The 13,308-nt window shown below is 31.4% G+C and carries 10 protein-coding genes; 5 read left to right on the top strand and 5 right to left on the bottom strand.

Going from position 1 to position 13,308, the window contains the following annotated elements; translation table 11 throughout:
- Positions 1–50 precede the first annotated feature (50 nt).
- Genes odhB through Q0997_RS04215 form a run of 3 tightly spaced genes read right to left on the bottom strand, consistent with a single transcriptional unit; the run spans position 51 to position 4,436 of the window.
- Entirely contained in the window at positions 51–1,262 is a 1,212-nt protein-coding gene (gene odhB / locus Q0997_RS04225) for a 2-oxoglutarate dehydrogenase complex dihydrolipoyllysine-residue succinyltransferase (RefSeq protein WP_299884969.1), read from the bottom strand.
- Positions 1,263–1,288: 26 nt separating this feature from the next.
- Positions 1,289–1,660 carry a DUF3887 domain-containing protein gene (locus Q0997_RS04220; protein WP_299884966.1) on the bottom strand — a complete coding sequence of 124 codons (372 nt, stop codon included), beginning with the start codon at positions 1,658–1,660 and terminating at the stop codon, positions 1,289–1,291.
- Between the two features lie 19 nt (positions 1,661–1,679).
- Positions 1,680–4,436, bottom strand: coding sequence for a 2-oxoglutarate dehydrogenase E1 component (locus Q0997_RS04215; RefSeq protein ID WP_299884963.1), 2,757 nt, complete (start codon positions 4,434–4,436; stop codon positions 1,680–1,682).
- A 116-nt stretch (positions 4,437–4,552) separates the two neighbouring features.
- On the opposite strand from Q0997_RS04215, the gene Q0997_RS04210 reads away from it, so the two are divergent.
- Positions 4,553–5,092 carry an alpha-ketoglutarate decarboxylase gene (locus Q0997_RS04210; RefSeq protein ID WP_299884960.1) on the top strand — a complete coding sequence of 180 codons (540 nt, stop codon included), beginning with the start codon at positions 4,553–4,555 and terminating at the stop codon, positions 5,090–5,092.
- Here the strand turns inward: Q0997_RS04210 and Q0997_RS04205 are convergent.
- Positions 5,089–5,442, bottom strand: a complete 354-nt coding sequence (locus tag Q0997_RS04205; RefSeq protein WP_299884957.1) for a hypothetical protein — start codon at positions 5,440–5,442, stop codon at positions 5,089–5,091. The genes Q0997_RS04210 and Q0997_RS04205 overlap by 4 nt on opposite strands.
- Positions 5,443–5,474: 32 nt before the next feature.
- Positions 5,475–6,449 carry a polyprenyl synthetase family protein gene (locus Q0997_RS04200; RefSeq protein WP_299884954.1) on the bottom strand — a complete coding sequence of 325 codons (975 nt, stop codon included), beginning with the start codon at positions 6,447–6,449 and terminating at the stop codon, positions 5,475–5,477.
- Between the two features lie 126 nt (positions 6,450–6,575).
- On the opposite strand from Q0997_RS04200, the gene Q0997_RS04195 reads away from it, so the two are divergent.
- The 4 genes from Q0997_RS04195 to Q0997_RS04180 are packed head-to-tail and all read left to right on the top strand — an operon-like array spanning position 6,576 to position 13,252.
- Positions 6,576–7,190, top strand: a complete 615-nt coding sequence (locus Q0997_RS04195) for a TetR/AcrR family transcriptional regulator (protein WP_299884951.1) — start codon at positions 6,576–6,578, stop codon at positions 7,188–7,190.
- Positions 7,187–8,500, top strand: a complete 1,314-nt coding sequence (locus tag Q0997_RS04190; RefSeq protein ID WP_299884948.1) for a TolC family protein — start codon at positions 7,187–7,189, stop codon at positions 8,498–8,500. Before Q0997_RS04195 ends, Q0997_RS04190 begins: the two co-directional genes overlap by 4 nt.
- Before the next feature lie 28 nt (positions 8,501–8,528).
- Positions 8,529–9,698: an efflux RND transporter periplasmic adaptor subunit gene (locus tag Q0997_RS04185; protein ID WP_299884945.1), complete on the top strand. Its 1,170-nt coding sequence runs from the start codon at positions 8,529–8,531 to the stop codon at positions 9,696–9,698.
- A gap of 5 nt (positions 9,699–9,703) precedes the next feature.
- Positions 9,704–13,252, top strand: a complete 3,549-nt coding sequence (locus Q0997_RS04180) for an efflux RND transporter permease subunit (protein WP_299884943.1) — start codon at positions 9,704–9,706, stop codon at positions 13,250–13,252.
- Positions 13,253–13,308: the final 56 nt, after the last annotated feature.

Raw genomic sequence — 13,308 nt, 5'->3', positions numbered from 1 at the left:
AAGCGCAACTTTTTACAGTTGCGCTTTTTTTATGTCTTAAATAATAATTATTATAGCTCTAATGCTTTCTTCACATCATTATTCATTAATAATTCTATAGGGTTTTCTAAAGCCTCTTTCACAGCAACTAAAAAACCAACACTTTCTTTTCCGTCAATAATTCTATGATCGTAAGATAAAGCAACGAACATAATTGGACGAATTTCAACTTTACCATCAATAGCTACAGGACGCTCTACAATATTGTGCATTCCTAAAATACCACTTTGTGGCGGATTAATAATTGGAGTAGATAACATAGAACCAAAAACACCTCCATTAGATATAGTAAATGTTCCTCCAGTCATTTCATCTACAGTAATCTTTCCATCACGAGCTCTGATAGCTAAACGTTTTACTTCAGATTCAACACCTCTAAAAGATAAATTTTCAGCATTTCTAATAACTGGAACCATTAATCCTTTTGGTCCTGAAACTGCTATGCTTATATCTACAAAATCGTAAGACAACATTTCTTTTCCATCAATCATAGAGTTAACTGCAGGATACATTTTTAATGCTCTTACTACAGCTAAACTAAAAAACGACATAAACCCTAAACTTACGCCATGTTTAGCTTTAAAAGTTTCTTTATACTCTTTTCTTAAAGCAAATATTGGAGACATATCTACTTCATTGAATGTTGTTAACATTGCCGTAGTATTTTTAGCTTCAACTAAACGCTCTGCAACTTTACGACGTAACATTGACATTTTACTACGTGAAGTTCCACGATTTCCACCAGTTGGTGTTCCCATAGAAGGCACAGCATTAACAGCATCTTCTTTAGTTACACGTCCACCAACTCCTGTTCCAGAAACAGTATTAGCATCCATTCCTTTTTCAGCTAAAATCTTTTTAGCAGCTGGACTAGCTGTACCAGTAGCATATGTTTTAGTTTCTGTTTTAGCTGGTTTTGGAGCTTCTACTTTTGATGTTTCGGCTTTGTCTTCTTGTTTAGAAGATGTTTCCCCTTCAGGTTTTGCTGCACTAGTATCAATTAAACAAACAACTTCTCCAACAGCTACAGCATCACCGTCTTCTGCTTTTAAAGTAATTACTCCACTAGCTTCAGCTGGTAATTCAAGTGTTGCTTTATCACTATCTACCTCAGCAATTGTTTGATCTTTTTCAACATAATCACCATCTTGAACTAACCATTCCGCTATTTCAACTTCTGTGATAGATTCGCCAGGCGAAGGTACTTTCATTTCTAAAATCATTGTACTATAATTTTATTTCTGTTTGTTTATTGTTTTACCGCTTCGGTATTTCTTGTACTTAATATATCGGCTTTGCCTTTATTATTTAATTTAATAACAACTTCACCAACTGTCTTAGTAAATACTGCTTTATATACAGTATACTCTTTTTGATTTCTAACTAAAGTTAATGATGTAATATCTCCTTTAGCAGCATGAACTCTTTCAAAAAACGCTTTGGTATCTTCTAAAGAAAATGTTTCTTGTTTGTTTTCTGAATACATTGCGTATATGCCTTTATAATTTGAATCATTATACGCTTTTTGAAATTTTGAAATAACTTTCGATTCTACTTTAGCATTTTGAGCAAATGTTACTCCAATACTTAAAAATGCAATAATTAATACTATTCTTTTCATCTTTTTCTTTTTTTATGGGTTATCTCTGATTATTTTTTGTTTTATCAAATACAAAATCAATTACTTCTTGGTGACGTTTTTTAGAACGTGTACTACTACCAGCAGCTGGTGCTCCATATGCGCGTCTACTTGCTGCTCTAAAGAGTTTAGCTTCTTCTAAATGCATTAACATATGACTATAAGCACCCATGTTTCTTGGTTCTTCTTGTGCCCAAACCGTATCTTCTACATGCTTATATTTCTTAAGTATTTTTCTTATCTCTTCAACTGGTAATGGAAATAATTGTTCCACTCTAACTATTGCAACATCTTCACGTTTTAAATTTTCTCTAGCCTCATCTAAATCATAATAGAACTTTCCAGTAACAAATACTAATGTTTTTATTTCATCTATTTTATTTACTTCATCATCAATTACCATTTGAAAACTTCCATTAGCTAACTCATCCACTTTTGAGACAGCTTTAGGGTGACGTAATAGACTTTTTGGTGTAAAAACAATTAATGGTTTTCTAAAATTAGATTTCATTTGTCGTCTTAACAAGTGAAATAAATTAGCAGGTGTTGTACAATCTGCTACATACATATTGTCTTTTGCACATAACTGTAAATAACGTTCCATTCTTGCTGAAGAATGCTCTGCTCCTTGCCCTTCATATCCATGAGGCAACAACATTACTAAACCATTTTGGGTTTTCCACTTATCTTCTCCTGAAGAAATATATTGGTCTAACATTATTTGTGCTCCATTACTAAAATCACCAAATTGTGCTTCCCATATAACTAATGTTTTTGGACTAGCCATAGCATAACCATAGTCAAAACCTACTACACCATATTCTGACAGTAATGAATTATATATATAAAAATCACCTTGCTTGTCACTAATATTGTTATGCAAAATAATTTCTTCTTCGCTATCTTCTACTTTTACAACTGCATGACGATGTGAAAATGTTCCTCTTTCTACATCTTGTCCAGATATTCTAACATGATAACCTTCATCTAGTAAAACACCATAAGCCAAATGTTCACCCATTGCCCAGTCCAATTGATCATTATCAAACATTGTTTGACGGCCTTGAATTAAGCGTTCAATTTTACGTATAAACTTTTTGTCTTTTGGAAGATTAGATAGCACTTTTGTAATATCCTTCAACTTCTTAGTTGTTGTGGTTGTATCTACAGGCTTCATCATTTCTGTTTCATCAACACGCGTAAAATCTTTCCACGCATCTTGCATAAATGCAGTAATGACTGTTTTATCTTCTTTACGAGAATCTTCTAACTTCTCTTCTAATTTTGATTTATACTCTACTTCTAATTGTTTAACAAACCCATTATCAATAATACCTTGGCTAATTAGTTTTTCAGCATAAATATTTCTTGGGTTTTGATGTTTAGCAATTGCTTTATATAATTTTGGTTGTGTAAAACGAGGCTCATCTCCTTCGTTATGACCATATTTTCTATACCCTAATAAATCTATAAATACATCTCGTTTAAATTGCATTCTAAAATCTAATGCAAACAACATAGCATGCACAACTGCTTCGGCATCGTCTGCATTAACGTGTAATACTGGTGACAATGTAACTTTACCAACATCTGTACAATATGTACTTGAACGCGCATCTAAATAATTCGTTGTAAACCCTATTTGATTATTAACTACAATATGGATAGTTCCGTTTGTTTTGTAACCATCTAATTGTGCCATTTGCACAACTTCATATACTAAACCCTGACCTGCAATAGCCGCATCACCATGAACTACAATTGGCAATACCTTACTAAAATCATCTTTATAAAATTTGTCTTGTTTAGCTCTTACAATACCTTCAACTACTGCTCCAACTGTTTCTAAATGCGAAGGATTAGGAGCTATACTTAAGTTTATTTGCTTTCCTGAATCTGTTTTACGGTCACTGGTCCAACCTAAATGATATTTAACATCTCCATCAAAAACTTCTTCGGCATAATCTTTACCATCAAATTCGCTAAAGATATCTTTTGCAGATTTTCCAAAAATATTAGTTAAGGTACTTAAACGACCACGATGTGCCATCCCCATAACAAATTCTTGCACTCCCATTTCTGCAGCATTTTCAATAATAGCATCCAAACCTGGAATAAGAGATTCTCCTCCTTCTAAAGAAAAACGTTTTTGCCCAACGTATTTAGTATGTAAAAAGTTTTCAAAAGAAACGGCTTCGTTAAGTTTTCTAAGTATGTGTTTTTTCTGTTCTGCAGAAAATTTAGGCTGATTATCATTAATATTCAGCTTATTTTGAATCCATTGAATTTCTTCAGGCTTACGAATATACATATACTCTACACCAATAGAATCACAATAAATACTTTCTAAATGATCAACTATTTGTTGTAATGTTTGTGGCCCTAAACCAAGAATTTCTCCAGCGTTAAAAACAGTATTTAAATCTTGAGCTGTCAAGCCAAAATTTTCAATCTCTAATGTTGGCGCATATTTTCTACGCGCTCTAACTGGATTAGTTTTAGTAAATAAATGTCCGCGATTACGATAACCATCTATTAATTTTACGACTTGAAACTCTTTCTGAACATGTTCTGGAATCTGAGTAGAAACACCATCTATAATATCTCCTTCCATTCCATAGTTTTCACTACCAAAATCGTAACCTTGAAAAAAGGCTCTCCAACTTGGTTCTACAGAATCAGGATTTACTTGGTATTGTTCGTATAAATCAGCAAAGTATGCTGTGTGTGCTGCGTTTAAAAAGGAGTATTTATCCATTATAATCTTTAAGCTGTTATCGCTTCAACAAAATTTTATCAAAAATACAACATTTACAAAATATAGAGATGCTTTTAGTATATTTATATCTCACTAAACTTTTAATTTTTATAATTATGGCCATTAGCACCGCATCTTACATTAAGTCTTTCGTTATGTTATTTCTTATTGTATTTACTACAAACACTGTATTTGCACAAGATAATCAACCTAAACAAAAAAGTGAGTTTTGGAAGAAAGTGCGCTTTGGTGGCGGTATTGGTTTAAGTACTGGTAGTAATGTTTTTAGTGCTACTTTGGCTCCAAGCGCTATTTATCAATTTAATGAGACCGTTGCTTTAGGTATTGGACTAAATGGCACTTATTTTAGACAAAAAAACTTAGTGAAATCAACTATTATAGGCGGAAGTTTAATTGGTTTAGTAAACCCTATAAGAGACATACAACTATCTGCTGAGTTTGAACAAAACAATGTTAGTAGAAATTTTGACAGCCCTTTACTGCTTGATGATAGCTATTGGTCTCCAGCGCTTTTTATTGGTGCTGGCTATAGAACACGGAATATTACTTTAGGCGTAAGATATGATGTACTTTTTGATGATAACAGAAGTATTTATGCAAATGCTTGGGCGCCTTTTGTTAGAGTTTATTTTTAAGAAGAATATTTATTTCGAAACCAAACTTTTTGCCACTCACGTTTTAAAATTAAAAACGAAACTTCTGCTGCTAGTTCAATTGTATCGTCACCGTTTAATTTCTTTATAGCTTCCTCAGGAACATCTATTATATATAATAGATTAAGGTATTCCATAAACTTTTCTTGAATTAATTTATATACCGTTTCGTGCAACAACAACTTTAAACTAGAAGGCAATATTTCTTCGTTAAAATCTAAATCGATATTAGCGTATAAAAAATCTTTATTTAATTGATTTATAAGTTTTTTATATAAATCTAATTGATTTGCTTCTAGTATTAAATCTTCAAAAGTTGGTGGCAATTTCATAAAATAGGTCTACCTGTATAAGATTTACAAATCTAGACCTTTCTAGTCATTAATATATGCCCAAATTGTTTTAAAAGTGCTTTCTTTTCATTAGAAATACTCAAACTATCTAACACAGAAAAGGCTTTATTTGTATAATTTTCAATTTCTTCTTTTGTTGCATCTGCAGATCCACTTTCAACAAAAAATTGTTTTACTGTATTAATTTTTTCTTCATTGTCTTCTAAACTAACACCAAATAATTGTTGTAATTGTTTGCTCTTAGAAGTATTTAAAAACTCAATTGCTTTTATATACAGGTATGTCTTTTTATTCTCAATAATATCTCCTCCAACCTGTTTTCCAAAGGTTTCTGGATCACCAAAAGCATCTAAATAATCATCTTGTAATTGAAAAGCAATTCCTAATAAGCGTCCAAATTCATATATACTATTTTGATCTTCTTCTGAAGCTTTAGCTACTATAGCTCCCATTTTCATTGCTGCTCCAACCAAAACTGCTGTTTTATATTCAATCATTTTTAAATACTCTAATATGGTAACATCATCTCGAGTTTCAAAATCAACATCATACTGCTGTCCTTCGCACACTTCTAAAGCTGTTTTACTAAATAACTTTGCTAAAGCAACAAAAGTCTCTGCGTCATAATTTTCAAATAATTGATATGCTAAAATTAACATAGCATCTCCAGAAAGAATACCAGTATTTACATCCCATTTTTCATGAACCGTTTGTTTACCTCTTCTTAAAGGAGCCGCATCCATAATATCATCGTGAACCAACGAAAAATTATGAAATACTTCAATACTTAAAGCTGCATCAAGTGCTTTTTTATAATCTACATCAAAAATCTCGGCAGACATCAATGTTAAAACTGGTCGTAAGCGTTTACCTCCTAATTTTAAAATATAGTTAATAGGAGTATATAAGTTTTCTGGCTCTCTATCTCTAGAAAATGTTTCTAAATACGTTATAAATGCTTTTTGGTAGTCTTGAGTTGTTTGCATCGCACAAAAATAATGTAAAAACCTAAACAAATTAAACCCAATGTATCTCATATGTTAAGAAATTATTAAAACTTAGGAAACTTTTAATGTTTTTAAAGTTTCCTGCAGTATATTTGCAGTCAAATTATGAGAGAAAAAATAATACATAAGTCTACAGAGCTGTTTTTAACACTAGGTTTTAAAAGTGTTACAATGGATGATATTGCTAATGAAATGGGGATATCTAAAAAAACTATTTATAAACATTTTGACAATAAAACACAATTAGTTGAAACTACAGCTTTATCACTTTTCGAATTAATATCTACTGGTATAAATATGATTTGTGACTTAAAAAAGAACCCAATAGAAGAAATTTACGATATAAAACGCTTTGTAATGGAGCATCTTAAGAATGAAAAATCTTCTCCACAATATCAACTTCAAAAGTATTATCCTAAAATATTTCTATCACTCAAACAAAAACAATTCGATGTTATGCAAGATTGTGTAATTGAAAATTTAAAACGAGGAATTGCATTAGAATTATATAGAGAAACTATTAATGTAGAATTTATTTCAAGAATGTATTTTTCTGGAATTATTACTATTAAAGACAACGACTTATTTCCGCTAAAAATCTTTTCACAAAACATGCTTATGGAATACTATCTAGAATACCATTTAAGAGGCATTTGTTCTCCTAAAGGTCTTGAAACATTAGCATCTTTAATAAAAAACAATCAATCAACAATAGAATGAAAAACTTAATTATTATTCTAATTACTCTACTATTTTCTTTTGGTTATTCTCAAGAAAACAAGAGCAATTTTACTTTACAAGAAGCAATAGATTATGCTTTAGAAAACAATCGAAATGCAAAAAATGCAGCGCTCGACATTGAAGCTGCTGTTAAACAAAAATGGGAAACTACAGCTACAGGCTTACCTCAACTCAATGCAACAGTAGATTACCAAAATGCATTAAAAAGAAATGTTTTTGTTTTTGGAGATCAAACTATTGAAGCTGGACCAAAACAGTCTCTAACTGCTACGGCCACTCTTTCTCAATTACTTTTTGACGGCTCTTATTTAGTTGGCTTACAATCTGCTAAAGTCTTTTTAGAAATCTCAAAAAATGCTAAAGAAAAAACCGATTTAGAAATTAGAAAAGCTGTTATTGATGCTTATGGGAATATTCTTTTAGCTGAAGAAAGCTTAAAAATACTAGAACGCAACATTACAGTATTAGAAAAGAACTTATTTGATATAACAAAGATTTATGAAAATGGCTTAGAAGAAGAGGAAAGTGTAGAACAACTTAAAATTACTTTATCTGGAGTAAAAAGTAACATGAGCAATGTTAAGAGACTTCGCGATTTAGCCTATCAAATGTTCAATCTAACAATAGGGAAAGATATAAATGCAAAAACTGAATTAACCGAAAATTTAGAATTATTAACAGCTCAGAATATTAGTCTTTCATTATTAGAGTCTAAAAATGACGTCACAAATACAATAGATTATAAAATTGCAAACAACGACAAAACTGCTAAAGAGCTACTAGTAAAGCTTGAAAAAAGTAAAGGTTTACCAAGATTAAGTGCCTTCTTAAACGGAGGTTATGTAGCTAATAGGGAATCTTTCAATTTTACTAACACTGGAGAAAAATGGTTTGGCTCATCTCTTTTTGGGGTAAGTTTAAACGTACCGATCTTTAGTTCTGGAATGAGAAAAGCCGCTACTCAAAGAGCAAAGATAAACTTAGAAAAAGCGGAAATAAATTTAACAGAAACAGAACAACAATTAAAACTTCAAATAGCATCAGCAAAAAGTGATTATCAATTTGCTATTGAAGATTATGAAAACAAAAAAGAAAACTTAGATCTAGCTGAACGTATAGAGAAAAAAAATCAAACCAAGTTTTTTGAAGGTATCGCCACAAGTTTCGAGCTTCGCCAAGCGCAAACACAATTATATCAAGCCCAAAATGAATTATTACAAACTATGCTTGATGTTATTAGTAAAAAAGCTGCATTGGAAACCGTTTTAAATGATACATCAAAAAATTAATCAATCAATAAAGAAACACCACAATACAATGAAAAATATCTTCACATTATTAATCCTCACACTAGTAATTACTAGTTGTGGTGATAAATCAACAGCTAAATTTGATATCACTAAAACTACAGATATTAAAGCAATAAAAGCAGAACGCGATAAGTTAGTAGCACAACAACAAGAAATAAATGCCAAACTAGAAACTATCGATTCAAAAATAGATGAATTAACTCCAGAGAAAAAACTCCCGTTAATTACAACATTTATAACAAAAGCAGAGAAATTCGAGCATTTTTTAGAACTTCAAGGCAATGTTGCTACAGATCAAAATTTAGTAATTACTCCAGAAATGGGAGGCATCTTAAGACAGGTTTTTGTTAAAGAAGGTCAACGTGTATCTAAAGGTCAATTATTAGCAAGAATAGATGATGGTGGTTTGAGCCAACAAGTTACACAACTTCAAATTCAAGCCGATTTAGCTAAAACAACTTACGAAAGACAAAAACGTCTTTGGGATCAAAAAATAGGTAGTGAAATTCAATATTTGCAATCTAAATCCGCTTACGAAAGCCAAGTAGAAGCTGTAAAACAATTACAAAGTCAATTAAACAAAACTGCCGTTAGAGCTCCATTTACAGGTGTTATTGATGATGTTATAACAGAACAAGGTAGCGTCGTTGCTCCAAGTCAAACAGCATTAATGCGTATTGTTAACCTTAAAGACATGTATATTTCGGTAGATGTTCCAGAACGCTATATTTCTAACGTTACAAAAAATAAAAATGTAGAAGTTAATTTTCCTGTTTTAGGAGAAACACTTAATTCTAAAGTGCGTCAAACTGGTAATTTTATTAATCCCGCAAACAGAACATTTAATGTAGAAATTGCAGTCCCAAATAAAAAAGGAAACATTAAACCAAACTTAACGGCTAAATTAAAAATTAACGATTATACTAATGAAAAAGCATTATTAGTTCCTCAAAATATTATTTCTGAAAATGCTGCAGGAGAGCAATACATCTATATACTAACAGACAGAAAAGATAGCATAGCTATAGCTAAAAAAATCATTATTGAAACAGGAAAAACCCAAGGAGATGTTATTGAGGTATTAAAAGGTATTGAAAATAATGCCGAAATCATTCAAGAAGGAGCTAGAAGTGTAAAAGATGGTCAGAAAGTGCAAATAATTAATTCTAAATCATAATAATTATGGCAAAGAATAAGAAAAGAAACAAGCAAGTTGACAAGGAGTTCGGCCTGTCTTCATGGGCTATAGACAATAAAACAACAATGTATGTGGCTATGGCTCTTATATTATTTTTAGGTATATCGGCCTATTTTAGTATGGCTCGTGAGAATTTCCCTGAAATTAAAGAAACAAAAATTTATGTAAGCTCTTTGTTCCCTGGAAACACTGCAGAAGATATAGAAAAATTAATTACAGATCCTCTAGAAGAAAAACTCAATCTTGTAAGTAATAAAGTTGAAATCACTTCTACTTCTCAAGAAGATTATTCTATGATTATTGTAGAATTTGACGAAAAAATAACTGTAGAGCAAGCAAAGCAAAAAGTAAAAGATGAAATAGATTCTGTAACATCGGGAGAAGATTGGCCAACTTTTAATGGTGCTAAAGTAGAACCCAATGTCTTTGAATTAAGTATGAGTGAAGAAATGCCTATACTTAATATTAATATTTCTGGAGATTATCCAGTAGCTAAACTTAAAGAGTACGGTGAATATCTTGAAAATGAAATTGAAGACTTAGAAGAAATTAAAAAAGTAGACATTAGAGGCGCACAAGAAAAAGAAGTTGAAATAGCTGTAGACATCTATAAAATGATGGCTTCTAAAGTTAATTTCAATGACATAATTAGTGCTGTAGGTAATGGCAATATGACTATGTCTGCAGGTAATTTAAAAACTAGTGGACAAAGAAGAACTATTAGAATTATTGGTGAAATAGAAAAACCATCTGAGTTAGAAAACTTTGTTATAAAATCTGAAAACAATAGCCCTATTTATCTTAAAGATGTTGCAACTGTAACTTTTAAGGAAAAAGACCGTACTACTTTTGCTCGTGAATTAGGTGATCGAGTAGTTATGCTTGATGTTAAAAAACGAGCAGGAAAAAACATGGTTGCTGCTGCAGATCAAACAGAAGTAATTGTTGCTAAAGCCATAGAAAATGTTTTTCCAACAGATCTAAAAGTTACTATTACCAATAATCAATCCTCAAAAACTATTGGCCAAGTAGATGATCTAGTTAACAATATTATATTCGGTATCATATTAGTTGTAACTGTTTTAATGTTCTTTTTAGGGTTCAAAAATGCATTATTTGTAGGTTTTGCTATACCTATGTCTATGTTTATGTCTTTAATGATATTAAACCTACTAGGCTACACAATGAATACCATGATTCTTTTTGGATTAATTATGGGACTTGGAATGCTTGTTGACAATGGTATTGTAGTAGTAGAAAACGTCTATCGATTGATGGAAAAAGAAGGTTTAAGTCGTATCTCTGCTGCAAAAAAAGGAATTGGAGAAATTGCTTTCCCTATTATTATTTCAACATTAACAACAGTAGCTGCATTTATTCCATTAGGATTATGGCCCGGAGTTATGGGGCAATTTATGAAATATTTCCCTATAACACTATCAGTAGTTTTAGGCTCATCATTGTTTGTTGCCATTTTCTTCAACTCAGTTTTAGTGTCTCAATTTATGACCACTGAAGACAAAGAAATGCCTTTAAAAAAGATTATAAAGACTTCTGTTATTGTTGCAGGTATTGGATTGACAATACTAATTTTTGGCGGAGACTATAGAGCTCTTGGTACCCTAATGATTTTTACAGCTATTATGTTATGGGTATATCGTTTAATTTTAAGGAAAATGGCTAATCGTTTTCAAAACAAAACCTTAGTAAGGCTTGAAAATTGGTATGAAAGAAAAATTACAACTGCCTTAAAAGGTAAACGACCAGCGGTTATAACTATTTTAACTTTTATTTTATTATTGGGAGCATTTATGTCATTTGGAGGTTCAGTCGCTTCGCAGCGAACAAAGATTGAGTTCTTTCCTGAAAACAAACCAAATCAAATTATTGTATATATAGAGTATCCTCAAGGGACAGATATTGATAGGACTAATAGTATTACTAAAGAAATTGAAAACAAAGTTTATAGTATTATAAACGCATCAGAATATGTTAAAGATGGCGAAAATTTCTTAGTAGAAAGTGCTGTTTCTCAAGTTGGTGAAGGTGCAGGAAACCCACAAACTGATGGCGGATCTGCTGCCGAAATGCCCCATAAAGGTAAAATTACTGCATCCATGCGTGAATATAAATATAGAAATGGAGCCGATAGCCAAGAGTTACTAAAAAAAGTTCAAGAATCTTTAGTAGGTATTTATCCTGGTGTTCTAATTTCGGTAGAAAAAGATGCTAATGGCCCACCAGCAGGAGCACCAATTAATATAGAATTAGAAGGTGATGACTATAACGAGCTTATTAATACTGCAGAATTAATGCGTGAGTTTATTAACTCTAAAAACATTGATGCTATTGATGAATTAAAAATTGACGTCAATAAAGACAAGCCAGCAATGCAAGTTGTTGTAGATCGTGAAAAAGCGGGTGAATTAGGTGTTAGTTCAAGCCAAGTTGGACAACAATTACGTAACTCTATTTTTGGAGCCAAAGCAGGAATTTATAAAGAAAGTGGTGAAGATTATGATATTTATGTTCGTTTCAACGAAGATAACCGCTATAATACAAGTGCCATTTTTAATCAGAAAATTATTTTTAGAGATATGGCATCTGGTCAAATTAGGGAAATCCCTATTTCTACAGTTGCTAAACAAAAAAACAGTTCTGGTTTTAGCGCTATTAAACATAGAGACACTAAACGTGTTGTAACAGTATATTCTGCTTTAGCACCTGGGTTTACAGATGCCGCTGCTGCTGTCGCTCAAATTCAAGAGGAAATGAAAAATTATAACAATTTACCTAATACGATTAAGATCGATTACACAGGGCAAATTGAGGAACAGAATAAACAAATGGCCTTTTTAATGGGAGCCTTTGGTGCTGGTTTACTTCTAATTTTCTTAATCTTAATTTTCCAATTCAACTCAATTTCTAAACCAACAATTATAATGATTGCAATTTTCTTAAGTTTAATTGGAGTTTTTGGAGGTATTGTTATATCTGGATCTCCTTTTGTTATTATGATGACTATGATGGGAATTATATCTCTCGCAGGAATTGTAGTAAATAATGGTGTAGTATTACTCGATTATACGCAATTATTAATAGACAGAAAGAAAAATGATTTAGGATTAGATAAAGCTGATTATCTTGAAAAACAAGATTTACTAAATGCTATTATCTTAGCTGGTAAAGCGCGTTTACGACCAGTTTTATTAACCGCAATAACAACCATATTAGGCTTAATTCCTTTAGCTATTGGTTTAAATATAAATTTCTTTACATTATTTAGTGAATTCAATCCACATATTTATTTTGGAGGAGATAATGTTATCTTTTGGGGTCCATTAGCCTGGACAGTAATCTACGGGTTAATTGTAGCAACTTTTTTAACGTTAATTGTTGTGCCAATACTATTCTATTTATCTATGAGTTTAAAAATGTGGCTAAGGAAACAAACAACTCCAAAAGAAACATTTGTCTATGAAGAAAACACAGAACAACTTGAAAACAATACTAATTTAGCGTTAGACAAGTAAATTAATTTAAACAAAAAAATCCGAAGTTAAAACTTCGGATTTTTTATTTAGTTTAT

This window comes from uncultured Lacinutrix sp., assembly GCF_947500325.1.
Taxonomy (GTDB): domain Bacteria; phylum Bacteroidota; class Bacteroidia; order Flavobacteriales; family Flavobacteriaceae; genus Lacinutrix.
This window is presented reverse-complemented; position numbering and strand designations above follow the sequence as displayed.

Coding starts and splice junctions, on each gene's coding strand:
- Q0997_RS04180 (WP_299884943.1), top strand. CDS start 9,704: ATGGCAAAGAATAAGAAAAGAAACAAGCAAGTTGACAAGGAGTTCGGC.
- Q0997_RS04205 (WP_299884957.1), bottom strand. CDS start 5,442: ATGAAATTGCCACCAACTTTTGAAGATTTAATACTAGAAGCAAATCAA.
- Q0997_RS04195 (WP_299884951.1), top strand. CDS start 6,576: ATGAGAGAAAAAATAATACATAAGTCTACAGAGCTGTTTTTAACACTA.
- Q0997_RS04220 (WP_299884966.1), bottom strand. CDS start 1,660: ATGAAAAGAATAGTATTAATTATTGCATTTTTAAGTATTGGAGTAACA.
- odhB (WP_299884969.1), bottom strand. CDS start 1,262: ATGATTTTAGAAATGAAAGTACCTTCGCCTGGCGAATCTATCACAGAA.
- Q0997_RS04200 (WP_299884954.1), bottom strand. CDS start 6,449: ATGCAAACAACTCAAGACTACCAAAAAGCATTTATAACGTATTTAGAA.
- Q0997_RS04215 (WP_299884963.1), bottom strand. CDS start 4,436: ATGGATAAATACTCCTTTTTAAACGCAGCACACACAGCATACTTTGCT.
- Q0997_RS04190 (WP_299884948.1), top strand. CDS start 7,187: ATGAAAAACTTAATTATTATTCTAATTACTCTACTATTTTCTTTTGGT.
- Q0997_RS04210 (WP_299884960.1), top strand. CDS start 4,553: ATGGCCATTAGCACCGCATCTTACATTAAGTCTTTCGTTATGTTATTT.
- Q0997_RS04185 (WP_299884945.1), top strand. CDS start 8,529: ATGAAAAATATCTTCACATTATTAATCCTCACACTAGTAATTACTAGT.